The following is a 26816-nucleotide window of genomic DNA, read 5'->3' on the forward strand; positions in this document are numbered from 1 at the left end:
CACCGCCACCGACAACCACTGACGAACCACCGAGGCCGCACAGTGGCTCACGATTGAACCGTTCGAACTGGTCCCAAATTCAGCCGTTGCCGACATTGCCCGGGTGTTGTACGTTGACATACACCAGGACTTGGTTCCAGTCTTTGGCGGGTTAATCTTGTCTGCCGTGAGCGAATGCGGCGGCAGAAACAAAGTAGCGAGCCGTGAGACGTATTGCGTTGCCATCCCTTGAAGCCACGAGCGAGCGCGTTACGTGTGGGCCCAGGCCCGCAGAACCTCTTCGATCGGTCCGTTGTGGAAGTGCAACAGACGCAGCTACCGGGCCACGAGGTTCGTGGGTGCCGACTCCGCGAGGCCACCCGTGAGCCAGAGGACGACTTGCGCCAGCGTCGCGTGCAAGGGGATCGGCAGCCCGGAGATGTACCGGCGGGCCTTCCACCGCAGGCTTTGCCGAGGAGATCCACGGCCGGCTCCAACACCACACCACCCAGGTCAACCCGACCAGCCCGCTTCGCATCCCCGCATGTACCGGAACCACCGACGTCATCCCGCGCGAACGATGGCCCCTCACCAGACATCATCCTGGCCGCCGTCGCTGCCCTCACTCAGACTTGTGCGAAATGCCTTGGCAAGGCGTACGGCCCGAAGGACTGGACGGGCTCGCGGGCTCTCTCCGACTCTCGTTGTCTATTGCCTGCGGAGGGGTGGGAGGAGCACAGCCCTATGGGCGCGGGGAGCACGCCCAGGCGCGTATCTCCTCGAAGCCGATCCGGGGACCATCCCCGCGGGCGCGGGGGTGTTCCCAGGGCGACCACGGGCGGACCTTCGAAGACGAAGTATCTCGGGGATTTCGGCCGTCCTGGGTCAGACTTGACCACACAACAGGTAGTCCCGCATGTAGCAGATCCCGAAGGGCTGGGCCATGGTTTCCACTCCTCAGCCAGGATCGGGTTGGCATGGGACCATACCGGTTCACACCCCGGCTTCCCCATTCTCGTGATGGCCAGGCAGGATCAGGGCCATGAGGATTCTGCTGCTGGGTGGCACATGGTTCCTGGGGAAAGCCATCGCTGAACAGGCACTGGCAAGAGGTTGGGAAGTCACAACCTTCAACAGAGGACGCTCCGGTCAGGACGTGCACGGCGTAGAGCCCGTGCACGGCGACCGGACTGTCGAATCGAGCCTTCAGGCGCTTGCCCAGCGCGGCCCGTGGGATGCCGTGATCGACACCTCCAGCTCAGACCTGGCACCGCGCGACGTACTGCTGGCCACGACCACGCTCCGCGACCAGGCTGAACGATGGGTGCATATCTCGACCGTGTCGGTGTACACGGGCTGGCCGCATCACCCCCTGACCGACGAATCTCCGCTCCTCGACTGCCCTGCCGACGCCGACGAGTCGTACGGATACACCGGCGAGGATGGCAGCCCGACCACCTACGGATTCCAGAAGGCAGGTGGCGAGCGGGCGGTCACGCAGGCGTTCGGGGACAGGGCGGTTCTTCTGCGTCCCGGTGTGATCCTCGGCCCCGGCGAATACGTGGGCCGCCTGCCATGGTGGCTTGAACGAGCTGAACGCGGCGGACGCATCGTCGCCCCTGCCCCCGCCCAGCAGCGGATTCAGCCCGTCGACGTCCGTGATGTCGCCAGGTTCACGCTGGATCAGGCGGCGAGTACGTCCACCGGCGGGTTCAACGTCACTCATCCCGTCGGAACCAGCTTCGAGGAATTCCTCAACGGATGCCTGGCAGCAACGGACAGCACAGGTAGGCCAGTTTGGGTGGAGCCGGATGTACTCAAGGAGCACGGTGTTGCGCAGTGGACCGAGCTTCCCCTGTGGCGGACCCATGCCGGCGTGTGGGCGGTCGACTCGAGCCGTGCGGTGGCCGCAGGGCTGACTTGCCGCCCGATCGCTGAAACCATCCGCGACACGTGGCGGTGGTGGGCCGCCGACGGGCGTCCCGTGGACCACCCGCGCTGGGCAGAGCACGGAATCGCCCCGGAGAAGGAGGCGAAGATCCTCGCCGCCCTGTGATCAGGACCTGATGGCGAGGAGGGGAACGGGCGGACCGAGCCGGTACGGCGGGGACTCCCGCGTGAAGTCCTCGATCTGTTCCCGGAGTTGCATCGGGACCTGCGCTCCGTGGTAGCGCGGCTGGGCAAGATACCTTCCGATGCGGGCCGTCCTCACGACAATCCCGGTGTTGCGCTGCTCGGGTGGCACTTCCCAGATCGGCGTCAGGGCGGCAGCCGCCCCTTCCACGTTGTCGGACAGGAGACGAGCGTGGGCAAGGTCGGCGGCCGCACCGGCCCGAACGTGGGTGGACTGCTCTCCCTGCGCCCTCTCTTCGACGAGAGCGAGAGCCCGGCCGGCTTCCACCGCGGCCTGCTCCGCATCGCCCATGAGCAATGCCGTGGTGCTGTTGGACATCGCCAATCGTTCTGCCGAGAACCCGAACTCACCGCCCACGGTGTCGTGCAGCTCGTCGTGGGCGTCCCGACCGCCGCCCTCGGAGAGTTGGATGGCGCGCCGCGCCGAGCCGACATCGCCGAGGTGGGCATAGGCGCGGGCTGCGATGGCGTGCAGGCGGCGCTGTGCGATATCCCCAAGACCGCTGTATGACAGAGCCCGTTGAGCCTTTGCCAAAGCCTCGTTCGGCTCTCCGGCGTGGTAGGCGATGTACGCCAAGGTCCCGTCGGCGTAGGCCTGCAGGGGGGCGAAGCGCGTGCTCTCCCCATACACGGCAGCGGCTCGGGCCAGAGTTCGAGCGCTGGGGAAGTACCCGAGGTCGAATGCGGCGACAGCGAGAAGAGCAGCCGTCTGGCCGTTGAGGATCATCAGGGTCTGCTGCTGGACCGGGATCTGCGTCCGGTCCCGCTGTCGCTCGACCTCCCTGCGGAGGTCGTCGGCCACCTCGTACGCCTTCGCCGCCGGCATGCTGTGGTAGCACCGGGCGAGGTTCACCACTTGGTCACGCAGTTCGTCGATGGTGTTGTCGGAGATGGACGCCGCGGCGGTCGCGTCGGCGCCATCGTGGGCTTCACGTGCGGTCATCTGAACTCGCTCTTCAAGGTCAAACGCGGGTGCCTGGGGATCATCCGCAGGAGGAGGAGCGAACAGTTGCTCTGCCGTGTATCCAGGCCACATCGCCTCGAGAATCTGGCAGGTCTCCGGTACCGGTAGGCCGGCGAGCTTGCCGCCGGTCCAGCGTCGGAACTGCGTCTCCCCGCATGTCGGGTTGTTGGGGCTGTTCCCGAACAGGTGGACGCCTGTCTGGGTGAACCTCTCCTCGAAACGGCGGTAGGTGAGGTTTTGCCGATCGCACAGCTTTGCGAGCAGTGTCTTCGGTTCGCTTCTCATCCCGCCCCCAACCTTGCGGCGCCGCGTCGGGGCGGCCTACGGATCGATCCGTTCCTCCGAAGGGGACCCCGCTCACCCGGTTCGCCGCAACACGTCCCGTACAGAAGCCACTTCAAAGCTACCCCGAGGCCACGACCGTCACCCGGAAGTACGGCAGAGGCCATGCGCCAGGTCATGGCAAGGCCACGTGATCAGGGTGAACGCTAGATCACCAACCTCGCTGAGCGTGCATGACCGAGCACGATGTGAACTTGGGAGCGTCCCGTGGACTCGCCGAACCAGCAACCCGCCGCCTGCGCCAGTGAAGCGGCCGTGCTCCTGACCGACGCCTCGGTCAGCGAGGCACCGCAGACGGCCGCAGTCACCTTGCTTCCTCTGCAAACGGAAGAGCAACCGGCCTTTGAGTGGAGCACGAAGCTGCTCGCCAACGAGGGGGCGGGCCCGAACGCTCGTCTCCGGACTCGCCCCTGGCTCACGTTCGGTCACTGGCCGGGCAACGTGGACGCGGCGGCCCGTGTCGCCGACAAGCTGGTGGACAACGCCGTACGGCACGGAAAGCCCTTCAACGACGGCTGCGTCTCCCTCCATCTGATCGTGACGCGGGACACCCACGAGCTCCTCGTCGAGGTGGACGACGCGAATCCCGAGTTCCCGGACTTCGAGAAGGTGGCCAATCAGACCGGCGAGCCCCAGGGCAAGCCGGCCGGTCTGTGGTGGGTGGATCACTACCGGGGGCGCCTGTCCTGGGACGTGAAGCGGGACGTCGACGGCGAGGTCGTGGGCAAGACCGTGCAGGCCGTCCTCCCCATCGCCTGAGCTGCGCCAGTCGCCTCGCGCATTCCCCTGCTGGAACCCGATTACGAGGACCTCATGCCTTCCCCCCAGCCAGTTGCCGGCCCTGCCAACCACCGTCGCAGACGAAGCCGCTCCCGGATAGACCGGTACCTCCTCGACGAGGTCGCCGGCACCCTGTACGCCCCGCTGGCCTCCATCGCCGTTCTGACCGGCGCGACCGTCCTCGCGGCCTGGGTGTTCGACTTCGGCCTCACGCAGATCGCCATTGCTCTCGCGGGGAGCTTGATCGTCACGGGGATCGTGGGCGGCGCCCGCGTGCACGCAGTGGCGGCCTCCCTGCAGCTCAACCGTGAAGCCGAACTCCAGTGCGTCGCGGAAGCCGCGCAGGCCGCGGAGAAGAGCGTCATCTGGGCAGCCGAGGAACTGTGCAGGGGGAAGCGTCCTCCGCTCCCTCAAGAGCCTCTCTGGGAAGGCAGCGACCCGCTCACCAAGGTGCTGGAGCAGGTCAGCAACCTCCAGGTGCAGGGGGCCGCCTCTCTTCTGCGAGTGCACGACGAATCCCAGGCGGCTGTCCTGGTGACGATGCACCAGACGCTGTCACGTCGTCAGCATGTCCTGATCGGGGAGATGCTGGAGCACTTGACACGGCTGCAGCGCGCGACCGACGACGCCGTGCTGCTCGACCACAGCTTCAAGATCGACCACCTCGCGACGCGGCTGCGCCGCATGGTCGAAAGCGTCTCCGTCGTCCTCGGCGGCAAGTCCCTGCGCGAGACCCGATCACCCGTCCCGGTCGCCACCGTACTGCGCGGTGCGAAATCGGAAGTCGTGAAGTACGAGCGCGTCCAGACAGCAGGCGGCGAGGTCGGCGCGGCGTTCGCCCTGCCCGCCCACGTACACCCCGACGTCACCCACCTGCTGGCCGAACTCATCGACAACGGCCTGGACAACTCCGATCCGGAATCCAAGGTCATCGTCCGTGCACAGAAGGTGGCCCACGGTCTGGCCTTCGAGATCGAGGACCGCGCGCTCCTCCTCATGGACCCCGCCAAGCGAGACACCCTCAACGCTCTGCTGCTCGCCCCTAGCCACGCCGTCGTCGCCGATCAGGTCCGCCACGGCAGCCTCGGCCTCATCACGGCCGGCAAGATCGCCGAGAAGTACGACCTGAAGGTCTGGCTGGTGGAGAACCCAACGGGGGGCACAACGGCCAACGTTGTCGTCCCCAACAACCTCCTCGTCCCGACCACCCCGGTCATCGGAACGATCTCGGTGTCGACCGAACCGCCGCCCGTCCGAGAGCTGGCACACACCGGTGCCCACGGACACACGCCATCACTCGGCCCCCGTGACGTCGCCACCTCGCCGCAGGCCGACGTCGGCGACATTGACCCCCTGCCGCGGCGCAGGCGAGAGCAACGCCCCATGCCCGAGCGGGCGCCTTCGGCACCGCCACGGGCCGCGAACCCTCAAGCGGCGGCCGACTGGCGCTCCGGCCTGCGAGCCGGGCTGCAACCCGAGCAGCCCCCCACCCAGCCCTGATCCCTCTGGAGTCTTCCACCATGACCTATGACGTGCCCGCCGTGATCTCCCCCCAGGAGGTCCAAGGGCAGATGACACGGCTGCTGGACGAATTCGTCAAGGACACCACCGGTGCCACCCACGCGCTGCTGGCCTCCCGGGAAGGGCTGAAGCAGGCGGTCGTCTCCCACATGGACCCCGACTGGGCGGACGAGGTGGCCGCGGCCTTCTCCGGGCTGACGAGTCTGGCCAGGGGAGTCGCCGGGCCGAAGAACCAGAAGCGGCCGGCGGACCAGGTGCTCATCGAGCGAGAAGACACGCTGTTCATGGCCATCGAGGCCGGTGAGGGAAGCGCCTTCCAGTCCGACGGTAAGACCGTAGCCACCATCCTGGTCGTGCTCGCCGAGATGGACGCGAACATCGGCCATGTCGCCTTCGCCGCCGCCCGGCTCGTACAGCGGTTCGCCCCCTTCATGACCACCCCCGTCCGCGTGCGCGATGGTCAGGACGCCGGTGTCGAATGACCTCCCGCCCCGGTCCGGACGTCGCCCTGGACGAAACGGCCAGCATCGAGCGGATGTACGCACTGACCGACGGGCGCACCCGGCCCCGGCACGTCCTCAGCATGCACACCGTCCTCGGGCCTGGTCCCCGCTCACCGCGAGGCGTACCCGACGAGAGCGTACGAATCGTCGCGTTGTGCCGGCAGCGCTCGCGCCCGCTCGTCGAGCTGGCCGGAACGCTCGGCCTGCACGTCACTGCGGTGTCGGTCCTGGTCTCCGACCTGATCGACGCCAGCGCCCTGGTCCTGCCCATCCCGGAGACGCCCGGTCAGGCTCGCGATACGCAGACACTGCTCGCGCTGAGCGCCGCTCTCAGGCGCCGATACCCGCAGGCCACGGCGAAGGCCGGGTGATGACGGTATGACGCAGCCTTCGCAGGCGGCTGAACGGGTGGTCGTCAAGGTGGTCGTCGCCGGAGGGTTCGGCGTGGGCAAGACCACCGCGATCGGCGCCATCAGCGACATCGAGCCGCTGCGAACCGAGGAGGTCCTCACCGAGCAGAGTGCGGCGACGGACAGCCTCCACGGCATCGAGCGGAAGACGACCACGACGGTCGCCTTCGACTTCGGCCGGGTCGGCTGGGACGTTCCCGACCCGATCGAGCTGTACCTGTTCGGCACTCCGGGACAGCCCCGCTTCTGGGACTTCTGGCACGACCTGGTTGGAGGCGCCTTCGGCGCGGTCGTCCTGGTCGACACCCGCAGGATCGACTCCAGCTTCCACGCGGCCGACTTCTTCGAGCAGCTCGGCCTGTCCTTCGTCATCGCGATCAACCGCTTCCCCGGCACCGCCCCGCGCACGCTGCTGGAAATCCGCGAGGCCTTCGATGTCGGCCGCGACGTACCTCTGATGTTCTGCGACGCCCGCAACCCCGAATCCGTGGCCTCGGTCCTCCTCACCCTGGTCCAGCACGTGCTACAGACCCGTTCCCCCAACTCCACCCTCTTGGACGCATGATGACTCTGCCCCACTCCCCCAGCACCTCGCGTACCACGCAGCACCAGGTCGAGGCCTTCACGGACGACCCGGCCACCGAACTGTCGGAGCTGGCCGCCCGCCTCACCCGCTTCGCCGAGCTGGGCATCCCGATGGAGGGCCAGGAGATCCTCGACGACCTCGCCACCGACATGGCCGCCAAGACCGGCTTCCTCTACGGCATGGTGAACGCCTTCGGCGACGAGCAGACCTTCCTGGGCCTGCACAACCCCCCGCGGGACTCCGGGTATCCCATCGTCGGCCGCACCATCAGCCGCAACCACGGCTGGTGCCCCGAGGTCGTCCAGCGCAGGCGAGGCCTGCCGCTGCCGAACGTGGCCGCCTCCCCCCGGTTCCAGAGCAACCACGTCGTCGACGCCATCGGCATCTCCTCTTACTTCGGCGAGCCCATCATCGACGAGACGACCGGCCTCGCTCTGCTCACCGTCTGCATCATCGACCCGGAACCGCGGACCCTCGCGGACGCGGCCCGGGTCCAGGCCCTCGTGCGGAACACCACCCGCGAGGCCGCCAGCGTCCTCAAGATCCCCCTGCCGCCGGCCTCCTAACGTACGCCCTGCTCAGGCCCCCCACACGCGGTTCCGGCCGCAGCCGTCATGTGAGCCCCTTCAGGGAGAGGGACCGTCCATGTCCATGCCCACCACACCCACCACCCTCGACAGGTTCCTCACGCCTGCCCACAGGGCACTGTGGCAAGCCGCCGACGACTTCGCCGCCCAGGAGATCCAGCCCCGGGTAGAGCGCATGGAAGGTGCCCCGCACCGCGTGGACCGGAAGATCGCCCGGCTGCTGGCCGGCCGCCGCTGGTTCGGTGTCACCGTGCCCGAGGCCTTCGGCGGCATGGAGGCCGGGCACGTCGCCAAGACGATCCTGGTCCACCGCCTGGCCCGCGTCTCCGGCGCCGTCGCCGCCATCCTCCAGGCCAGCCTGATTCCCGTTGCCGCCCTGCTGTACTACGGCACCGCCGAGCAGCACACCACGCTGCTGCCGGGCGTGGCGGACGGCAGCGTGCTGATGTCGATCGCCGTGACCGAGCCGGACCAGGGCGGCCACATCGGCGGGATGGAAACGACGGCGGAGTGGGATGGGCGGGCCTGGGTGCTCACCGGGGTCAAGGCCCACGTCGGCAACAGCCACATCGCGGATCTCCACGTCGTCGTCGCCCGTACCGCGCCGGCCAGCACCCGCACCTCGCGCGCCTTGACGGCGTTCCTCGTCCGAGGCGACCAGCGGGGGGTGAACCTCGTGCGCCACAGCGGCAAGCTGGGACTGCACGGCTTCAGCTACGGCCAGATCACCTTCGACCGGGTGCGCGTCTCGCCGGAGAACGTGCTGGGGGACGTCGGCCAGGGCTTCGAGGCCGCCCAGTCCAGCAGCATCCTGTACGGCCGACCCAACCTGACCGCGGTCTCCCTGGGCCTGCACGAGACGGCCGTCTCCCTGACGGCCAAGTACGTCAGCAACCGCCCCCGCTACAACGGCAAGCTCGCCGACCTCAGCGTCATACAGGACCGGCTCGGCCAGATGTCCGCCCGGCTCATCATGGCCAGGATCCTCGCCTACCACGCAGTCGACATGCTCGACCGCGGCCTGCCCTGCGACGACGAACTCCTCACCGCCAAAGCCCCCGGCCACGACCTCGCCTCCGAGACCGGCAACGACGCCATGCAGCTGCACGCCGCCAACGGCTTGGACGAGAGCTTGTCCATCGGGCGCGTCTGGCTCGACATGCAGACCACCTACGCACCCGCCGGAACCGGTGAAGTCCAACGCCGGCGCCTCGCGGAGAACCTCCTCCGGCAGGAGGACGAAGCTGCCAGCAAGTGCACCCCGTGGTCCGTACTGCACACCAGCCGCGCCCAGCCCCCCGTGCCCGACCGGCCTGTCAGCGTCTAAAAGCCGGGCGCAGGGGCTTGAGGGGAACTCACCACGACGGCCTCCGCCCGGCTCGAAAACAGGAGAGTACGTTTACGTTGACTTCCCACAACACCAGTAAAGAAGCACGGGCGGATCAAATTGACCGCGCACTGCGAGGCAGAATTACCGACGGCACATGGCCGCCAGGTCACGCATTCACCTGGGAACAGATAACCGAAGAGTTCTCAATCGACTGGTGGGACGTACCGGTTATATTGTCTCCCGCCCTCAGGAGAATGCGGCTCGACGGGTTGATAGAGTCCCGTCCATATATTGGCGTCCGGGTTGTCATTGAGGGCAAACAGTGGAGCCCCCCGCCCGAATACGCCGGATTGCCTCACGACCAGTACATCGAGACGATGCTCCGCCAGCGGCTATGCGATGCGAAGGACGGAAAAGGATTCTACAGGCCGGGCGAAAAGTTTGCTTCACTGGCAGACCTGTCGGAAGAGTTCGGCGTCTCTACGGCCACCGCCAAAAAGGCGACCGATCCCCTTAAGCGACAGGGGATCCTGGTTCTGATCCGCACGAATCGAACTCACGTGTCCCCGGATCTGGCTCAGTTATCCGACGAGGAGATATCCAGAAAGCCGGAGCGCCTCAGACCCGGCACGATGCTGTTGCCGGCATTCGGCGAGAAGCACACTCTCGCAGACTGGTCACAGAATCCACGCTGCGTGGTCGACCTCCAGGTTCTCTATCAGAGATATGTGCGGGGATGGGATCTTGAGAGGGCCCTGAAGACCCCCAAGGTCTTCAGTCGGACCCACGCCCCGAAGCCTTGGGTACTTGACCAGAAGGCGCCTTCCGAATCCGCTAAGAAGTAAGCAGAAAAGGAGAAGATCAGTGCGAACCTCGACCCATGGTGAGGAAGTCGTCACGATCGTGTGCCTGAACCTGGAGAAGGACGGAGGGGAGGACACCGCCGACGGGGGGTTACCGCAGCGCTGGCTGGACGCCCACAACAAGATCCTCAAGCCCCTGGAACCCGACGTCATTCTGCGGCAAGAGGCCACCTACAGCGACCTGGACGACAACCGGCGCCTCAAGGCCGCCGAGAAACTGCTGGGGATGCGGGGCTTCCTGTCACCGAACAACGCCGGAAACAATCCGACCGCTCTGCTGGTCCGGCCGGAGACCTTCCCGGTCTGTGAGCGCATGGCGTACAACGCGACGTTCTGGCGGACTCCGCCGACCATCGTGTCATCCCGCTTCGTCGACGTCCCTGAGAGCGAGCTTCTGCTGATGTCATGGCACGCCGCGTTCAACAGCCCCCGAGGCCGCGAGCGCGAGGCCGACGAGATCACGGCCCTGGTCGACCGGATGGAGCGACGCGGAGCCTTCATCGGTGGAGGTGACTGCAACGAGTACCCGATCGAGGACGGCGAGATCGTCCCGCCCATCGACAGGTCGAAGATCACCGACCGCAGGCATCTCCACCACCGGACCAACCTCGCTCCCGACGGGTCGCGGGTGAACTGTACGTACCTGCACCGGGCCCTGCTGACCAGCGGACTGCAGGACGCGGCCCGCTACGCCGCCCACGCCCTTGGGCAGCCCGACGCCATCGCTCCGACTGCGGGACACGCGAAACCCGATCAGGGCGGACCACGCCGGATCGACATGGTCTTCACGGACAGCCGGATCGCGCGCGCCGTGCTGAAGGTCTACGTCCTGAACACCGACGGTTTCAGCGACCACGACGGCCTCGTCGTCGTGCTGTCCCGCCGCGGCCTGGCCGAAGCGCTGCGGCGCGACCACCCGCCCCTCCCACCGGATCACGCCGTGGCCTGACCGAGCTCCCGCGCACGGTCCCCTCCGTGCCTCCAAGAACCGTGCGCGGGTCCCACGTCTCACGTTCGGCCATCGCCATAGCCGTACGTGAGACACCAGCCCGGCGCGTGAGGCGGTGCGGCCTCTACTCCCCCGAAGTCGCCGCCACCGCCTCCCGCGCCGGGCGCCACAACCGTCCCACCGACCGCACAGGGAATGCCTCGTGACCACCGTCCTGCCCGCCTTCGTCCAACAGTTACTCGTCCAGAGCAAAAACCCCGCGGAGGTTCCCCAGATCGACCCTTCGCACGCCGAAGGCTGGCTCGGCATACTCGCGTCGAAGCTCCTCAGCATCTTCGACACGGGCACCTACCGGGCAGGTGGCTCGTTCCTCGCCCACGGCTACGCACATCTGCTCATCGAACTGCCCGACGAGCCCACCACCTACCTGCGCGTTCCGGCACAGGCTGGTTTGGCGCCCTGGCCGGTTCTCGCCACGTCCGTAGTCCTGACGATCGCCGGCGCGATGGAGCTGGAGATGTACCAGGAGGTGGCCAACTCCCTCGTCCTACAGCCGCACTACGCACGCGCCTTCGGGCCCGAGCAGGTGTTCGCCGTGCACAGGGACACGTTCTGCGGCACCCGCAGCAGCGTCGATGCCCTGAACCTGCTTACCATCGCCCCGCCGACGGAGCTGGGAGGGTCGCCTCTCACCGGCGACGAGTACGCCAGCGCCGCGCACCGGGCCCGCGAAATCCTCGACCAGTGTCGCGGGGAGGCCTTCGTGAAAAACACGGCCCCCTGGCTGATGCAGGTCCCGTGCCTGGACATGCCCGACCTGACGTACGTGCAGCACGTCAGCCTCAGCATCCTCGACCGGCTCTCCGCCGACCGGAACCTGCTCACGACCTTGGTCGACGAGGTCCTGACCCTCCCCGGCCGCCTGGCCGCGAGCCGGGTCACGCTCCTGCTGAACCGGCTGTCGCTGTGGGAGGCCCCCGACCACAGTTTCGAGATCCGCCTCAACATGAACCCGCGGCCCGAGAACCAACTCGTACCGCATGACCACTGCTACGCGTTCGCCACCCATGTCCTGACCGGCGGCTACGTGCATGTGGTCCGACGCCGCACCGACGGCTGGGAGGGGCCGTTCACCGGGGCCGACCTCCAGCCGGCCATCGTGACCGTCGAACGCCCCGGCAGCGCGTACGCGCTCGACCACTCCGTGGTCCACCAGGCCGTGATGGCGCCCCACACGGTCACGCTCTTCATCCGCGGTCCCCGCCGAAAGGCGTCCTCCCACGCCGCCGAAGACCTCATGCCCCCTGAGCAGTCCTGGCCCGAGGCAGCCGTACCCGGCAACCAGCCCGCGCAGTCGCGCTCCGCGACCGTCGACGAGTACCTGATGATGCGCCGATACCTGCGGGAGCGCCGGATCATCAACTGACCTCGGCTGGTTCCGCAGCCCCTACGGCGTGCCGCCCGCCCGTGACGCGAGAGGCTACGGCGAACACCCCCGATCGACATGAGGAGTTTCCGATGGCCGGCGTACTGACGACCGATCACCCCGCCTGGCACCACTACGACAACGGCGTCCGAGCCCGTGCTGTGCAGGCCGGCTCCGGGCTGTGGGTCATGTCACGCGACAGCAGGGGCCTGCGCGTCGACTGCGTGGACGGCAACGAGGACATCAAGCCGTCGCTCTGCGCCACCGACCCCGCGGACCTGCCCACGGCCGCGCCCATCGCCCTACGGACGGGGCTGGTCGAGCTCGGCGTCTCCCAGCGGTTGGCCAACCCCTGGCTATGGGACGCGATCACCACCGCCATCCTGCGCCAGGTCGTCCGCGCGGACCAGGCCCGCAAGCTCTACCGCACCTGGTGCAGCACGTACGGCACCGACATCGACGGCCCCTTCGGGCCCCTAGCCGTAGCCCCCACGCACACCAAGGTGCTCAAGCTGGCCGAAAGCAGCTTCGCCGCGGTCGGCGCGAGGTTCCACCGCACCGCGCTGCAGGCCGCGGCCGAGCAGTACGACAAGCATCACGAGACGTGGCAGCACCTGGACGCCCCCGCACTGGTCGACGCGCTGACCACCATCCCCCGCATCGGACCGTGGACCGCCCGCGCGGTCGCCGCCGACTTCACCGGGGACTTCAGCGTCTACCCGCACGACGACCTCGCCGTCCGGACCTGGGCCGCGCTGATCGCACCCTCCTATCCCTGGCCCGACAAGAAGGACAAGGCCTTCGGTCCACTGTGGACCGGCTGGGCCGATGAAGACCGCACCGCCCTACACACCCTCACCCTCGCCACCCTCACCTGGGGGGCGCACGCATGATGACGGAGGACCCATGCAGCAGTTATCGCTGATCGCAGGCGCCGACACGACCCGCGCGCTCGACGCCCTGTTCGTCAACGCACCGCTGCGTGACTACGCCCTGCGGCCCCGCACCAACGACTACACCCTCCCCGTGCTCGGCATGGCGTACATCGCCACCTACGCCCAGCAAAAGGGCTTCAACGTCGGCGTCCTCGACGCCGAAGCCCACGGCCTGGGCATCGAAGAGGCCGCACAACTCATCAACGAGGCCGCGCCCCGCTGGGCCGCCATGAACCTCTTGGCGCCCACGTACGAGATGTCCGCGCGGATCGCCGCCCACCTCGACCCGGGCATCGACCTGATGGTCGGTGGGCACCATGCCAAGGCCATGCCGGACCGCATCCTCAACGACCCCCGGATGGACCGCTTGCGCGCCCTCGTCCTGGGCGAGGGAGAATTACGCGTCGCCGCCCTCCTGGACGACCTCCACAACCGCCGCACCCTGCCCGGTGTTCTGTGGCGCGATCCCCTGCTCGGCACCCGGGCCGCCGGTATCGCCGACCCCAAGACCAGCGCCAAGATGCTCGGACCCGACATCAACGCCCTGCCGTATGTCAACCGGGCCTTCCTCCCCCAGGACCCCTACCAAGCCCCCGCTACGGCCACAGACCGCCGCCTCGCCGCCGCCCGCCCCTGGATCAGCACCCGGGGCCACTGGGAGGCCAACATCGTCGGTAGCCGCGGCTGCCCGTACAACTGCACCTTCTGCGGCGCCGCCGTCTCCGCCAACCCCGACGTCACCATCCGCGTGCGCTCCCCCGAGAACATCATCGGTGAACTCGACCAGCTCCACGACGAGTACGGCGTGACCGCGTTCCGCTTCGTCGACGATCTCTTCCTCGGCGTCGGCCGCGTCATCGACGACCAGATGACCGCCTTCACCCGCGAGCACATCGGCGACCGGTACGTGTGGGACGCCACCGGCCGCATCAACGTCCTCAACCGGCTGTCCGACTCCGACCTGGAGCGCCTGGTCGCCAACGGGCTGCGCGAGGTGGCCCTCGGGATCGAGTCCGGCAGCGACCGCATCCTGACGGCGATGGACAAACGGATCGACGCCGAGATGACCGAACGCGTCGCCCGCCGCCTGGTCGCCCACGGCATCGGCGTCAAGGGCTACTTCATCCTCGGCTTCCCCGGCGAGGCCCAGGAGGACCTCGACGCCACCGTCCGGCACATACACAACCTCTGGGACATCTCCGACCGGCACCCCGGCGACGTCCGCGCCAGCGTCTTCGAGTTCAGGCCCTACCCCGGCACCCCGGTGTGGCAGACACTCATCGACGTCGGCTACACCGCCGATGCCCTCCTGGCGTACGGCGACGTCGACCTGACGGGCGACGGAGCGCACGAGTCGATGCGCCAGCGCGACGAGTTCAACTTCTCCGTCGGCATCCAGTTCGGAGAGGTACCGCTGAAACGTATCCGCTCAACGCTTGCCCAGCTCACCCGCGAGCAGCACGAGCGCAACCAGAACGTCCCGGAGGCTGCGGCGTGAGTGGAGAGCGCAGAGGCTGGTTCATCAGCATCGACGGGCCGAGCGGTGTGGGCAAATCCACCACCGTGCAGGCACTGCACGAGCTGCTCGTCCAACAAGGCCGCCCGGCCCGTCGCACCGTCGAACCGACCCACACCGCGCTGGGCGCGTTCGCCCGGTCGAACGCAAACACGATCCACGGCCTGGCGCTGGCCTGCCTCGTGGCCGCCACCCGATACGAGCATGTCGAGGAAGTGATCGGCCCAGCCTTGGAAGCCGGCGAACTCATAATCAGTGACCGCTACCTCCCTTCCACGCTGGTACTGCAACAGCTCGACGGGGTCCCCGTCGAGTTCCTGCTCGACGTCAACCAGTACGTTCCCCTGCCGGACCTGGCTGTGATCCTCACCGCCGAACCTGGCTTGATCGCCACGCGCATCGCCAAACGCGGCGTCACACACCGATGGCACCTCGACCCCACCGGCCCGCGCAGGGAAGTCGACCTGTACGGAGAAGCCGCCGCCTACCTGATGGACCGCGGCGTCAAAGTGCTGGTACTCGACAACGGCGCCTACACCCCATCGGACGTAGCTCGGCGAATCGCCGACGCCCTACCGGCCCTCCCGATAGCCTCAGTGCCCTCCATCGCGCCTCCAACCCCCCAAGGACCATGAGCGGAACACCGGCCACGCCCGTCATCGACACCCACGTCATCCTCCGCAACGGAGACAAGATCCTCTTCTCCCAGCGGGGCGGCCCGTACGGCTACGGCCGCTGGCACATGCCTTCGGGAAAACTCGACCAAGGCGAGCCTCTCCCCCACGGCGCCGCCCGGGAGCTTTTCGAGGAGACCGGCATCACCGTCGATCCCAGTGCCCTTCGCCTCGTTCATGTCGTCCACCACCGTCAGGACGACAAGGTCCAACGCATCGGCTTCTTCTTCGAAGCGGTCGAGTGGGAAGGAGAACCCGTCAACAGGGAACCGGACAAGTGCATGGCTCTCGACTGGTTCGCCGACCACGACCTCCCGGAGGACATCATCGAGTACCCGAAGGCCGGCTTGCTCGGGTACCTCAGAGGCGCGGGCCCATTCACATCGCACAACTGGCAGTAACCCGGCCCCGGCACCAGTGAGCAGACGGCAATATGCCGCCCGGGACGGCTTCGCCCCGTGCCGTGGCGTGCTGGCTGTGCCGGTTTCTTCGGGAGTCGTTCCGACCTGACTCCGGGAGCCACGTCGCCAGCTTCTGGGTGATCAAAGTCGATGGGTTTTGATGTCGCTCATTCGTTCGGGGATGGACATAGGGTCACCCTGTGACTCACCCGCTTCCATCTCTCGCCCTCAAAGAGTTCCTGTCGACACTCCGTCGCGGTGAGGTGCGATCCGGGGTCGTGGTCTCGATAGAGCAGTTTGGTGTACTTGTTGATCTTGATGAGGCGCCGGAGTCGATGGCGGGGATCATTCCGTTGCCCGAGGTGTCGTGGAAGTGGCTCCCCTCGGACGAGGTCCTGGCAGTGGGCCAGCGGGTGACAGCCGAGGTGCTGGATGTGGAGTCCGAGACGCGCGGGCAGGCCGTCCTGTCCTTGATCGCCCTGCAGCCGAACCCATGGTTGACCTGGGTCGATCGGGTCGGAAATGTCCTGACCGGCCGCGTCACGAATGTTGTCTCGTTCGGCGTCTTCGTGCGCGTCGATGACGACATGAGCGGCCTGGTCCACAGTTCCCAACTGCCCCGACCTGGTGACTGCTTCAAGATCGGTGACGAGATAGCCGTGCAGATTGCCAAGGTGGAACCAGAACAGCGCCGGATCCAACTTGCTTTCCCGGACAGCACCGATACGGTCGAGTGAGGTCGGCGGTCATACTCTCCGGACGAAAATCTTTCAGCGGGGACGAGCAAACATGTGGATCGAGCTGGTCAGCTCGTTGCCGGGGCCAGCAGTCTTTCGACCCCCGGCCTCAGAATCTTCTCTGCAGAGCTACGCTGACGCCCTGGGGCATGCACTGCCGACAGACCGCGTGGCTCTGCTCCGCGAGAGCGACGACGTCGAGGGCGAATACGGGGCGGGGCTCGTCTGGTCCGCCGCCCGGATCGCCTCGGAGAATCTGAGGGACACCGACGAAACCGACTGACCTGTGGCGACCCGCTTCCGTTTGAGCGGCACGCGCCACTCCGGTCAAGATCGTTTCCTGTGGCTGCTGCTTACGAGAGCCCTTCAGCTATCAGCGGGCGACCGAGGTCGGCAAGCGCATCCGGTGGGAAGCCGTCGCGGAGCAGCGGCAGGGTCCGGTGGAAGTCCTGCAGCAGGCTTCCGCCGTCGACGGGCCACAGCCGGGGATCAGCTACCGGAATGCCGACGTAGGCCCGTCCTGGTGCGTCATCCCAAGTCGGGTCCAGCACCGTGCCGTCAGGACGCACGACCCAGGCGTGTGGGAGATAGACGTCGAGTCCGGCAGGGGTGAGGGCGAACCCTTCGGCGTACACCACGCCTTCGCCACGGTGAGTCCGGGCGTACATGGCCGCATTGCTGTAGCAGGCCCCGTCGGGCATGCCGATCAGATCATCGGGACTGGGCGCGGGGATGAAGCGGCGACCCAAGTCCAGCAGGAGGTGGAACTGGCTGGGGTGGCACCAGTTCGCGTGTACGCGGTGAGCGCTGGTGTAGAGCTCGGCGTGCTGGCGAACGTGGTCGATTAGGCGATCTTCGGCTGCCATGAAGGACGTGGCTGGTGAGGCGCTGTTCGTCATGCTGCGGTAGCTCTCCGACGAGTTCGCAAGGTGTGGGTGTCCCATCATCTCCTATTCGGGAGATTCGTCGGCGCTGAGCCCGGTCTTTCGTCGGTGATCCTCTGACCCTGCGAGGGGACCCGGAGCTCGCGGCCCTGTATATGCCCTTCGACCCCCTGGTCTTCTTCGCGGATGCGGGGAACGGGGATATGTCCATGCCCCTGGCCGGCGTTCGCCGACCCGACGTGTTCGTGTGGGATCTTGAGACTGACAGTCAGACTTGAGTGGCACCGAGCCTCATCCAGTACCTCGAATGGTGGCAGACAGAGCGCATCACGCTCTCGGCCAGCGGAGTGCGGTCAGCTGGCGCGTTCGGCCTGTGCTCGGGTGTGGGCGAGGCGGTAGGACTCGGTACCGGTCTGGATGATTGCGCCGTTGAAGGTGAGGTGGTCGACGATGGGCGCGCAGAGCCGGGGGTCGGTGAAGGTCTTGGTCCAGCCCGCTGAAGGATTCGTTGCTCGCGATGGCCACACTGTTCTTTTCCTCGCGCTCCGTCGAAACCTGGAACAGCAGCTCGACGCCGCGGCGGTCGAGCTCCATGTAGCCCAGTTCGTCGATGCAGAGCAGGTCGACGCGGCTGTAGCGGGCGATGGTCCTGGTCAGCTGCTTGTCGTCGGCTGCCTCGACGAGCTCGTTGACGAGCTTGGTCGCCAGCACGTAGCGGACACGGAAGCCCTGCATCGCGGCCTCGATGCCGAGCGCGATCAGCAGGTGGGACTTGCCGGTACCGAAGTCGCCGATCAGGCAGAGCGCCTCGCCCTTCTTGACCCATTCGCAGGTCGCGAGTGTGTTGATGGTGGCTCGGTCGATGCTCGGGTTGGCATCGAAGTCAAAGGCCCGAAGCGACTTGTCCCTCAGGAAGGCCGCGGCGCGGATCCGGCGCTCGGACCGGAGCCTGGCCCGGTCGTCGCACTCGGCCATCAGCAGTTCCGCGAGGAAGCAGCGGTAGGACATCTGGTCATGGCCAGCGCTGTCGGCCATCTCCTTAAGGTGTTCGTGTCCTCCGCCGTGCCCCGTGTGCCGATGGCGCTCGTCGAGCAGCTCGCGCGGCGCGGTGTGGTGCTGGTGACCGTCGGCACCAGCTCGCCGTCATGGCCCGCGCTTGCCGTGATCACGTTCAACACCGCCATCGCCTGGAATCCCTGATCTCCTGGAACGATCCGCAGGCTGCTTATCCATCCCAACAACTGGGCATCCGCAGGACAGCAGGCGTCAGAACGCGAGATGGCCGGGAAAAGGCAGATGGGCCACTCTAACGGTCCGCCACTGCAAGCACGTGCAGCGGCAGAACACCGGGGGCGCCGACGCCCATTCAGGCGATTCTCTCTGACTTTCCAGCAAATAGGACCTGAAATGCTTCGGAGAGTCCACGCATCTCTGACTCACCCCTGTGCGATGTGACAGTCTCGAAATACCACGCACTTTCGGACTCGGTCACCTTCCCCCATATCCCCCACGTCAGGACGATGCACCCACCCGAACGCTGCGCGGATATTTTCAATTGCCCTTCGCTGGACTGCCAACTGCAAGCTTCGCCCCAACTGCTCGATTCGCCAGCCAGCGATGAAACGAATTCCACCAATCCGTCACCATCCAGCGTCCGGACCTCGTCACTGACGTCCACCCACGCACCTTTGGCCCGTACAAGCATGTCAAGCGCAGGATCGTCTCCGTACGGCCGCGTCGGCGTAGAGAACAGCAGATGAACCCCTTGCCCCGTGTCTCCTACACGGAGGAGTTGTCCGCCGCACCCATCATGAATGATCATGGGTTGATTATATTACCTTCCCTCCCTCCCTGAAGGGTGATGCCGGCCACGCAGTGATGCTGCAGGCGACCCCCGCCCACTTGGCACAAAAGCCTTCTTTTCCGCGACGGTACGCGATTAGGTGACTGCTGTCGTTGCGGCGGGATTATCATCGAAGTCAAGCTGTGGGCTTGTGAGTTGAAAGCGGCACATGCACGTCGGGGCAAGGGAACAGGCCGGATCCGCAGGAGTCGCCGCACTCTATTACGAGGGGAGCGGATAGCTCCGCTGGCGCGGAGGAACGGGTGGATGCTGGCCACGGAGGTCGGTCATGCCATGCCGACCCGGTCTGGATCCACCAGCTGCAGAACGGGATCGCGTGGACGGCCTTGCCTCGGCCGAGGTTCAGCCTCGACGCGTCGGGAAGTGACATCCCGCCCAGGCCGCGAGAACGATCCGGCAACACGCGGCGGCGTCAGTGGCTCCTGTCCGCCGCCTCACTCGTGGCTGTTGGCCTTGCCGCCGCTGGCTCCGTGCTGCTCCTCAGCCACCATTGGCACGCAGCTCACACCGAGGACGGACAGGACCCCTACGTCCACGGTTATGGCCGAGATCAACGTTCCGTGGAACGCCAGCCGGTGTGCCGCGCTGACGGCAGTGCCTACGGCTGCGTGACCCTGTTCCATTCTCCGCCGTGCTCCGCTGCCTGGCGGGATGTCCTGGGGCCCAACTCACAGCAGTGGCGGGTGTACCTCAGTGCTCACCGCATCGACGACGGACACCTGACCACGTCCAGATTCCAAGGGCCCGCCCACCCGAACTCCTGGGGAAAAGCCCTCTCGACGACATCCTGTTGTGTACGCGCCGAAGCGTGGGGCGACCTTGACCCCCGCGCTGCCACCAGCTGCTGGCGCTCGGAGGGGGCCGTCACCACGGGTTTCCCAGCGACCGGCTGACAGAGGCCGACTCGGAGGCCGCCCGACAGGGATTCTCCAACCAGGTCGCGGATAACCGAGTAACAGCGGAGGGGCCCGTCACTCTGCTTGGACCGGCTGCTCGCCTGCCGGCTCCCGGGTTGTCCGCTGGGTCAGGATCGTCATGCGGCAACCAGGAAGGCCGGCGGGTTGAAGAACGTGGGTGACCAGTTCGGTCACCTGACCGTCGAACGCCGGGAGCACCATCTGGAGCACGTGGCCGTCATAGTGGTCGGCGAAGTCGGCTGCGCCAAGGGTCCACAGGTCGCGTACGGCGGGGTTCTGACGGGTGTCGCTGATGAGCTGCTGAAGGTCTGGGTCGTCAGGACGCTCGACGGCCGCGTCACGGAGCATGCGGACGCACACCTCCGCGTCGGCTTCCCAGTTCACGTGCTGGTCCCGCGCCTCAGCGCTGAGGAGCAGCCACCGCATGAGGTTGGCCCCGGGCACGGTCGACCACGGGAACAGGGCGGCCATCGACGTGTTGACCGCCAGGACGTTCCACGTGGCATCGATGACGTAGGCGGGAAAAGGCTGCTGATCCAGCAGGAGGCGCAGTTCGTCACTGATGCGCGGTGGCTCCTGGGCCTCCAGACCGGAGAGGCCCCCGCCGTTGCTGACCAGGAACAGCGCACGTCGCTGGACCCGGTCGAGTCCGAGCAACGTGCCGATGGTGTCGAGTTCGTGACGGGTGAAGGTCCGGGTGATCACTCCGCCTTCAAGGTCCCGGTACCAGCGCTCACTCCTGTGCAGGGCGTCGGCCACTTCTCTCTGGAGGATCGGGCGGCCGAGTCTGGTGCTGGCAGCGGCCCGGAAGGCCCGCAGCAGGACGCCGACCCCGATGGCTCCTCCTCCACCACCCCCATCCCCTATGACCCCACACATGCCACTTTCCCCGCAGTCCTCGCCTACATGGTTCTGATCCCGCCAGATTGTATCCGGACCAAATCATGCGATCCCCCGAAACGATCTCAGTCAGGCGCTGTTCTCTGCGTCACATGGCAGATCTATGGCGACACTGCGCGACCGGCAGAAGATTGCCGGTCACCGAATTTTGACCGACTTGTCCCGCAGGGAACGCAGAGAGCCCTTCATAGCTGCGTTACTCCGGGCTCGCGAAGTCCGGCCACGCATAGGCACGTTGAACAGTGACGGATCATATAGACCCTTGCGCGAGCAAGCATCTCGTTGCTCCGCCGTGACCGTTTACATGGATTGACGAATGATCTGGAACAAGCCCAAGATCTATCCGTCCGCACAACGGACCGCAGGTCACGGGGGTGAGCCACAGGGGGATGGTCATGAACGACGCCCCCGCCGGATCAGCATGGACACTCCTGGTCAGACGTGACTTATATCGCTCCGTCCACGCGGTCGATAAGGCCGTTGCGGCATACGACACGAGGGAGGGCACATTGAAGATAATCCGCGAGAACGTCGGGGCGGTCGTGCTGCTGCTCGCATCCCGGTCGACCGCCTCCGTCGACAGCGGCACGTACCAATGGTCCCGACGGTTTACAGAGAGTCCTTTAGCAGGGTCTGGATCTTGATGCGTGCCCCGCATAAACAGCGCCGACACCCAAGGAGGCTTCAACTCCCCGGCGCCGGAAACTAAATAGCATTCCGGCCTCTGCAAGGGCGGGAGATTTTAATCGCCTTCACCGCGCCGGGCCTTTCCTACGGGCACACCGGCGCGGGCTTCACCAGGAGGAGCGTCTTACATGCCCACCGCACTGCGCAAAAGGTCGGCGCCCCGGCCGGCGCGGCAGCAGTCCCCCGCTCACCGGACCGCACTGCACCGGCGTACCGCCCGCGCTGGGCTGCGACTCACGATCATTCGGTGACTCTCTGCAACCAGTACAGAGTTTAAGAACCAAGTCTGGATCTTGACACGGGTCCGTGCGTATGTTCGTCGTCCCCGGGCAGCCCGCCCGCAACGACGAACGTGAGGAGAGCACGAGCACGGACCGGACCGCGAAGGTCCACAAACAGCGACGGCGCCCGAGAGCGGTAACTCACGGACGCCGAACGCTAAGCGGCATACCCGCCCCGGCAAGGGCGGCGACTGCCCACCATCACCACGCTGAACCCTCTGCACGGGGCGCGTCAGCGTGGCAACACTGCAAGGGGAGTATCGCATGTCTCCTGCTCTGCGCAAGAGGCCCTTCCGCCTGGCCTGCGCGGCAGTCACCTCCGTCTCGGTGCATCAGCGCCCCGAGCCGGACTGCACCATCCTGGCCCCGGCGAGCCGCCGGACCCGCCCGCTCGTCGGGAGCGGCCGATGAGCGGCGAAGCCCGCGAGTGGGTGTGGGAGTGCAGCTCCAGTCGAGGAGCCGCGCGCCTGGTCCTGCTGTCGATCGCCGACCGAGTCGCCGACGAGCAGTGCATCTCCTGGGCCTCGCTGTCCAGCTTGGCCAAGCGCACCCGCGCCTCGGTCTCCACGGTGCGCGAGGCCGTTGAGCGCCTACTCCTGGCCGGCGAGCTGGAGCAGCTCGACGACCTCGTCGGCCCGCAGCGCAGCACGGTCTACCGCATGCCTCTCGCCGCCGCAGCGATCGCCCGGGCCGAGCGCGAGCAGCAGGAGGCGGACGGCGGCACGGCGGTGGCAGACGAGCCCGCCGGTCCCGCGAAGCTCCGGCTCTCGGCTCTGCGACGGTACGGAATCCGGCCGCGTGAGGTGCCGGATTCCCCCGCGAGGGTCCGGAAACCGGCAGTACCGGAAACTGGCAGGTCGAGGCGGAAACCGGCACAGCGACGTACCGGCCACCGGCACAGCGATGTACCGGCCACCGGCACACAGAACCGTAGTGAACCTGATTTGAACCGGAGGTACAGCAGTGGTGGTGCTGCCGTCCTCTCGGCTGCCGTGTGGCAGGTCGACGCCGCCACCCACACCTGGGCCCGCCAGCACGGGCACCTCGACCGCCTCGGCGAGGAGGGCCTGCGCGCCGCCGACGCGAAGTGGCGTGCCCACCGGGCGGGCCACACCCCGAGGACGGCGGAAGCCTGGGCCGCCGACTGGCGCTCCTGGGTCACCCGGGAGCACGCCCCCAGCCGCCCGAGCCTCTATGCCGTACCCGGCAGGAACGCCGCCGCACCGGGGGGCATGACGCGCACGGAAGCCCACACCGCCGCCCTCCTCGCCGCCCTGGCCGAGCCGACCGGAACGAAGGGCTGACCGTGGACCGCCGCGAAATCGCCGCCCTGCTGGCCTACATCGGCCGACTCGACCCCCGCACCATCCGCACCGACCAGGGCGAGGCCCGCGACCAGCTCGCCCAGTGGCACGAGTTGCTCGGCAACGTGCCGATGGCCACCCCGCACGGCTGGGACGCCCGCGTCACCGCCCGCCAGCACATCCGCACCTCGCCCTACCAGATCCTGCCCGCGGACCTGGCCCGTCCCTGGGAGAGCTACCGGCGCGACCGACTGGCCCGGCACTCCGACCCGACACCGTCCGCCGATCCTGACGACCAGGCCGCCTGGACCGCCGAACTGGCCGGAACCCGCCGCGCGGTTGCCGCTGGCATCGTCGAGCCCGCACAGGCCCGCGCGATCACCAGCGGTCGGGACGGGATCGACCCGAGGATGGAGGGGATGCTGCGGGAGGTCGGTTCCTGCATCCCGCCTGCGGCCCGCGCTGCCCTCGCGCCCTACCGGCCCGCCCGGGCAGCGCGCGAAAGGGCCGTCGCCCTGGGAGAGCCTGACGCCCTGAGCGTGCGCTGCGAGTGGTGCAAGGCCCAGCCCGGCGAGCCCTGTCGCCGCCGGCGGATTGGCCCCGACGACGGAGTGCGCGCAACCGCTCCGCGCGCCACCCCGCACCCCGGCCGCCTCGACCTCGCCGACGCCCAGCACAACGAGCGGGCCCAGCAGCCCGTCATGGCCTAACCGGCGCCGACGCATGCATCCCCCTCCGATGCACCGGCGCCCCCACCATCACCGTCCCGCACCGGCTGCGGCGCATGCTCTCGCGCCGCAGCCGACACCCGACGCCGCATCCGCCGAGTACCACTCCGGCGGGCCGAGGCGGCAGCACATCGGAGATCGCCTTGCGCCACATCACCGCCCACGACGCGCCGGCCACCGGCCTGCGCGGCATCGCGGACACCAGCTGGCACATCCGCGGAGCTTGCCACGGCATGGACGTCGAGGACGCCGACGCGGTGTTCTTCCCCGGGCCCCGGGACCACGAGGAGATCGCGGAGGCGAAGGAGCTGTGCGGCTGGTGCCCCGTACGCCGCGAGTGCCTCGACTTCGCCCTGGAGAACGTCCTCAAGGAGGGCGTCTGGGGCGGACTCACCGAAGCGGAGCGGCGCCCGCTGCACGACAATCTGCACCAGCGTCTGGACTACCGGCGGGTGGCCGCCTTCTTCCAGGGACGCGACGTGCACCTGACCGAGGCCGAGCGGCAGGTCGTCATCGACCACGCCTACGTGCGCGGCTGGCGGCCCGACCGGCTCGCCGCGGCCCTGCAGATCAGCCACAAGCACGCCCGGGACCTGCTCCGCCAGGCAGCCAACAAGGTCTTCGACCGCGACCGCACCTACGGCGTGCCCCGCCCCAAGAAGAAGCGGAAGAAGGCCTCCACACCAGCGAGCACCCCGGGGCCCGCAGCGCCCGGTACTCAGCAGCCGGCGGCGTCGGTCCCGGCGCCCGCCCCTCTCGGAAAGGCCGCATGACCCACCCCGTCCTCGCCTTCGATGCCGCGTCGGACCTCCCCCTTCTCCTCGCCGCCGTGCCCACCGCCCTCGTCCTGGTGCTGACCGCCTGGACCATCCGGCGCCGGGAAACCCGCCCGCAGAAACGGCCCGGCGGCCCGGCAGTGAAGGTCGCCGCCCTCGCCGCGCTCGGCTGCACCGCCTACAGCGCCGACACCTCGTGGCGCTTCGCAGCCGACTACCTCGACATGGCCGGCACCGCCGAGCGCGCCGGTATGTTCGCCGCCGCCGAACTCGCCCTCTTCGCGACCGCGCTGATGGCCCGGCAGAACCTGGCCACCCAGGGCGCCCCCGGTCTGCCCGGCGCGCTGGTCTGGGTGATCACCACCGTCCAGGTGATCCCCGCCTACGCCGAGAGCGGCCCCATCGGCGGCACCGTGCGGGCCTTCGTCGGACCGGTCATGGCGGCGATGCTCTGGCACCTCGCGATGGGCATCGAGCTACGCCTGCGCACGCCGGGGGCCGCCTCCCACGGCCTGATCGCCGTCCTGGGGCGAGAGGCGCGCGAGCGGCTCCTGTCGCGCCTCGGTGTCGCCGCGCGCGACCGCGACGCAGCGCAGATCACCCGGGACCGGGCCACCGCCCGCGCGGTCGCCCTCGCGGCTCGGCTCGCCGAGCGCACGCCCGAGCAGCAGAGGAACCGCCGCGGCCGACGGCTGACCCTGCGTCTGTCGAAGGCGGTCGGCAGGGCCTCGGTCGGCACAGACCCCCGCCAGCGCGCACAGCTGCTCGACCAGCTCGCCGCACGTCGGCACGCCCTCGCGCTCGCCACGGTCTCGCTTCCCTCTCCCTGGTCCCCGGCACACAGCCCTACACGGGCAGCGACGGTCCCCGCTCACCCGATGTCGACGGTCGCCGGCCACGATCTCCACGGTCCCGACGAGACGGACTCGGACCGGGGGCCGGGTGACCCGCGGGGACCGGTCCCCGAAATCACGAGCCCGAAGACGTCGGCGGGCGCGGGGACCGAAGACGACGAGGCGGGGACCGTCGCGGGTACCGAGGCGCTGGCAGCTGGCCCGGTCCCGGGGACCGGTCCCGCGAATCCGGAGGCCGCAGAGGGGGACGCTACAGGCGTGGGGACCGTACTCAGATCACGCGAAGTCCCTGCTCATGGCCCCGATTTGTATCGGGGACCGAACGCCGCCGAGTCGGGGACCGAGACCACCGCGGACCGGGGACCGACCGACACCGAATCGGGGACCGAGACCACCGCGGACCGGGGACACAAGGTTCCCCTTCGCCGGAAGCCGACTCCGAAAGCCCGGACGAAGAACAAGGGGACGCGCGGTCGGCCTCGAACTCCGCAGGCGCAGCGAGCGTCCCGTGAGCCGGAGCAGTCGGTGGACCAGCTCGTCCAGCAGGTCCGTCCCCACGTCCAAGCTCTGCTCGAACGAGACGGCAACGAGGCGGTCACCCGTGTGCAGCTGCGGGAGATCCTCCGCCGCGAGGGCTTGAAGGGCGGCCGGAACGAGCGGCTGAGCCTCGTCCTGCAGCAGCTACGGAGCGACGGCACCACGACGACCAGGAGAAGCGCCCGATGAAGACCTGCCACCAGTTCGACACCATGCGGGCGGAGTACAAGCGGGAGATCGGCTTCATGATCGCCCACGCCCAGCGGCACGCGGGCAGACCGGCGGCGAAGTCCAGCGCGCAGCAGGCAGCCGCGGCGAAGCAACGGATGGCCCGGGCGCTCAACAGCCACGTCGGCCGCTGCCCCGAGTGCGGCTGACCCGGCAAAACACCAGCTCAACCCCTCCCAACGCAACCGGTGGCCCGGCCCCGTGTCGGGCCCCCGCCCCG

26 protein-coding genes and 1 pseudogene are annotated in these 26816 nt (G+C 67.8%); 22 read left to right on the forward strand and 5 right to left on the reverse strand.

From position 1 onward, the window contains the following. Nucleotides 1-1021 precede the first annotated feature (1021 nt). Nucleotides 1022-2035: an NAD-dependent epimerase/dehydratase family protein gene (locus ACFZB3_RS49415; protein WP_391390356.1), complete on the forward strand. Its 1014-nt coding sequence runs from the start codon at nucleotides 1022-1024 to the stop codon at nucleotides 2033-2035. On the opposite strand, the gene ACFZB3_RS49420 is transcribed toward ACFZB3_RS49415, so the two are convergent. Then, a complete protein-coding gene (locus tag ACFZB3_RS49420) occupies nucleotides 2036-3361 on the reverse strand; it encodes a DNA-binding protein (RefSeq protein WP_391390358.1) in 1326 nt (441 codons plus the stop codon). It lies immediately after the preceding gene. Between the two features lie 264 nt (nucleotides 3362-3625). On the opposite strand from ACFZB3_RS49420, the gene ACFZB3_RS49425 reads away from it, so the two are divergent. The 15 genes from ACFZB3_RS49425 (at nucleotide 3626) to ACFZB3_RS49495 (ending at nucleotide 16636) form a co-directional block, all read left to right on the forward strand. Further along, nucleotides 3626-4177 carry a hypothetical protein gene (locus ACFZB3_RS49425; RefSeq protein ID WP_391390360.1) on the forward strand — a complete coding sequence of 184 codons (552 nt, stop codon included), beginning with the start codon at nucleotides 3626-3628 and terminating at the stop codon, nucleotides 4175-4177. Nucleotides 4178-4231: 54 nt separating this feature from the next. Then, nucleotides 4232-5698, forward strand: a complete 1467-nt coding sequence (locus ACFZB3_RS49430; RefSeq protein WP_391390362.1) for an ATP-binding protein — start codon at nucleotides 4232-4234, stop codon at nucleotides 5696-5698. Nucleotides 5699-5718: 20 nt separating this feature from the next. Next, entirely contained in the window at nucleotides 5719-6201 is a 483-nt protein-coding gene (locus ACFZB3_RS49435) for a roadblock/LC7 domain-containing protein (protein WP_391390364.1), read from the forward strand. Beyond that, the gene (locus ACFZB3_RS49440) at nucleotides 6198-6593 is read left to right on the forward strand and encodes a DUF742 domain-containing protein (RefSeq protein WP_391390366.1); all 396 of its coding nucleotides are present in this window, start codon (nucleotides 6198-6200) and stop codon (nucleotides 6591-6593) included. Before ACFZB3_RS49435 ends, ACFZB3_RS49440 begins: the two co-directional genes overlap by 4 nt. A gap of 7 nt (nucleotides 6594-6600) precedes the next feature. Continuing rightward, entirely contained in the window at nucleotides 6601-7197 is a 597-nt protein-coding gene (locus ACFZB3_RS49445; protein WP_391390368.1) for an ATP/GTP-binding protein, read from the forward strand. After that, complete coding sequence (locus tag ACFZB3_RS49450; RefSeq protein WP_391390370.1) at nucleotides 7194-7784, forward strand: GAF domain-containing protein; 591 nt, start codon at nucleotides 7194-7196, stop codon at nucleotides 7782-7784. Before ACFZB3_RS49445 ends, ACFZB3_RS49450 begins: the two co-directional genes overlap by 4 nt. 79 nt (nucleotides 7785-7863) lie before the next feature. Beyond that, on the forward strand, nucleotides 7864-9132 hold the full coding sequence (locus ACFZB3_RS49455) for an acyl-CoA dehydrogenase family protein (protein ID WP_391390372.1): 1269 nt from the start codon (nucleotides 7864-7866) through the stop codon (nucleotides 9130-9132). Between the two features lie 77 nt (nucleotides 9133-9209). After that, nucleotides 9210-9980, forward strand: a complete 771-nt coding sequence (locus tag ACFZB3_RS49460) for a hypothetical protein (protein ID WP_391390374.1) — start codon at nucleotides 9210-9212, stop codon at nucleotides 9978-9980. A 19-nt stretch (nucleotides 9981-9999) separates the two neighbouring features. Beyond that, entirely contained in the window at nucleotides 10000-10947 is a 948-nt protein-coding gene (locus tag ACFZB3_RS49465) for an endonuclease/exonuclease/phosphatase family protein (protein ID WP_391390376.1), read from the forward strand. A 202-nt stretch (nucleotides 10948-11149) separates the two neighbouring features. Next, nucleotides 11150-12373, forward strand: coding sequence for a hypothetical protein (locus tag ACFZB3_RS49470; RefSeq protein ID WP_391390378.1), 1224 nt, complete (start codon nucleotides 11150-11152; stop codon nucleotides 12371-12373). A gap of 92 nt (nucleotides 12374-12465) precedes the next feature. After that, on the forward strand, nucleotides 12466-13266 hold the full coding sequence (locus tag ACFZB3_RS49475) for a hypothetical protein (protein WP_391390380.1): 801 nt from the start codon (nucleotides 12466-12468) through the stop codon (nucleotides 13264-13266). 13 nt (nucleotides 13267-13279) lie between these two features. Continuing rightward, the gene (locus tag ACFZB3_RS49480) at nucleotides 13280-14806 is read left to right on the forward strand and encodes a radical SAM protein (protein ID WP_391390381.1); all 1527 of its coding nucleotides are present in this window, start codon (nucleotides 13280-13282) and stop codon (nucleotides 14804-14806) included. Continuing rightward, nucleotides 14803-15459, forward strand: a complete 657-nt coding sequence (gene tmk / locus ACFZB3_RS49485) for a dTMP kinase (RefSeq protein WP_391390383.1) — start codon at nucleotides 14803-14805, stop codon at nucleotides 15457-15459. Before ACFZB3_RS49480 ends, tmk begins: the two co-directional genes overlap by 4 nt. Continuing rightward, nucleotides 15456-15899 (forward strand): NUDIX domain-containing protein, encoded by a 444-nt coding sequence (locus ACFZB3_RS49490; protein ID WP_391390385.1) that lies wholly within the window; start codon nucleotides 15456-15458, stop codon nucleotides 15897-15899. The genes tmk and ACFZB3_RS49490 overlap by 4 nt, the downstream gene beginning before the upstream one ends. A 263-nt stretch (nucleotides 15900-16162) precedes the next feature. Next, nucleotides 16163-16636 (forward strand): S1 RNA-binding domain-containing protein, encoded by a 474-nt coding sequence (locus ACFZB3_RS49495; RefSeq protein WP_391390427.1) that lies wholly within the window; start codon nucleotides 16163-16165, stop codon nucleotides 16634-16636. Nucleotides 16637-16989: 353 nt separating this feature from the next. On the opposite strand, the gene ACFZB3_RS49500 is transcribed toward ACFZB3_RS49495, so the two are convergent. Beyond that, the gene (locus ACFZB3_RS49500) at nucleotides 16990-17535 is read right to left on the reverse strand and encodes a hypothetical protein (RefSeq protein ID WP_391390387.1); all 546 of its coding nucleotides are present in this window, start codon (nucleotides 17533-17535) and stop codon (nucleotides 16990-16992) included. 338 nt (nucleotides 17536-17873) lie between these two features. Next, nucleotides 17874-18558: pseudogene (gene istB, locus ACFZB3_RS49505) on the reverse strand (IS21-like element helper ATPase IstB); the annotation flags it as partial. On the opposite strand from istB, the gene ACFZB3_RS49510 reads away from it, so the two are divergent. Then, nucleotides 18535-18720 carry a hypothetical protein gene (locus ACFZB3_RS49510; RefSeq protein ID WP_391390389.1) on the forward strand — a complete coding sequence of 62 codons (186 nt, stop codon included), beginning with the start codon at nucleotides 18535-18537 and terminating at the stop codon, nucleotides 18718-18720. The pseudogene istB and the gene ACFZB3_RS49510 overlap by 24 nt on opposite strands. Nucleotides 18721-18886: 166 nt before the next feature. Here ACFZB3_RS49510 and ACFZB3_RS49515 read toward each other — a convergent pair whose 3' ends face one another. Both ACFZB3_RS49515 and ACFZB3_RS49520 read right to left on the reverse strand, forming a co-directional pair. Next, nucleotides 18887-19342, reverse strand: coding sequence for a DUF6228 family protein (locus tag ACFZB3_RS49515; RefSeq protein ID WP_391390391.1), 456 nt, complete (start codon nucleotides 19340-19342; stop codon nucleotides 18887-18889). Between the two features lie 1013 nt (nucleotides 19343-20355). After that, entirely contained in the window at nucleotides 20356-21180 is an 825-nt protein-coding gene (locus tag ACFZB3_RS49520) for a helix-turn-helix transcriptional regulator (RefSeq protein WP_391390393.1), read from the reverse strand. Between the two features lie 1396 nt (nucleotides 21181-22576). On the opposite strand from ACFZB3_RS49520, the gene ACFZB3_RS49525 reads away from it, so the two are divergent. The 5 genes from ACFZB3_RS49525 (at nucleotide 22577) to ACFZB3_RS49545 (ending at nucleotide 26745) form a co-directional block, all read left to right on the forward strand. Further along, a complete protein-coding gene (locus tag ACFZB3_RS49525) occupies nucleotides 22577-23473 on the forward strand; it encodes a helix-turn-helix domain-containing protein (RefSeq protein ID WP_391390395.1) in 897 nt (298 codons plus the stop codon). Between the two features lie 2 nt (nucleotides 23474-23475). Beyond that, nucleotides 23476-24183, forward strand: coding sequence for a hypothetical protein (locus ACFZB3_RS49530; RefSeq protein WP_391390397.1), 708 nt, complete (start codon nucleotides 23476-23478; stop codon nucleotides 24181-24183). 161 nt (nucleotides 24184-24344) lie between these two features. Continuing rightward, the gene (locus ACFZB3_RS49535) at nucleotides 24345-24974 is read left to right on the forward strand and encodes a WhiB family transcriptional regulator (protein WP_391390399.1); all 630 of its coding nucleotides are present in this window, start codon (nucleotides 24345-24347) and stop codon (nucleotides 24972-24974) included. Next, a complete protein-coding gene (locus ACFZB3_RS49540; RefSeq protein WP_391390401.1) occupies nucleotides 24971-26557 on the forward strand; it encodes a hypothetical protein in 1587 nt (528 codons plus the stop codon). Before ACFZB3_RS49535 ends, ACFZB3_RS49540 begins: the two co-directional genes overlap by 4 nt. Further along, nucleotides 26554-26745: a hypothetical protein gene (locus ACFZB3_RS49545; RefSeq protein WP_391390403.1), complete on the forward strand. Its 192-nt coding sequence runs from the start codon at nucleotides 26554-26556 to the stop codon at nucleotides 26743-26745. Before ACFZB3_RS49540 ends, ACFZB3_RS49545 begins: the two co-directional genes overlap by 4 nt. Nucleotides 26746-26816: the final 71 nt, after the last annotated feature.

It is taken from the genome of Streptomyces sp. NPDC008092 (assembly GCF_042957285.1).
GTDB lineage: Bacteria > Actinomycetota > Actinomycetes > Streptomycetales > Streptomycetaceae > Streptomyces.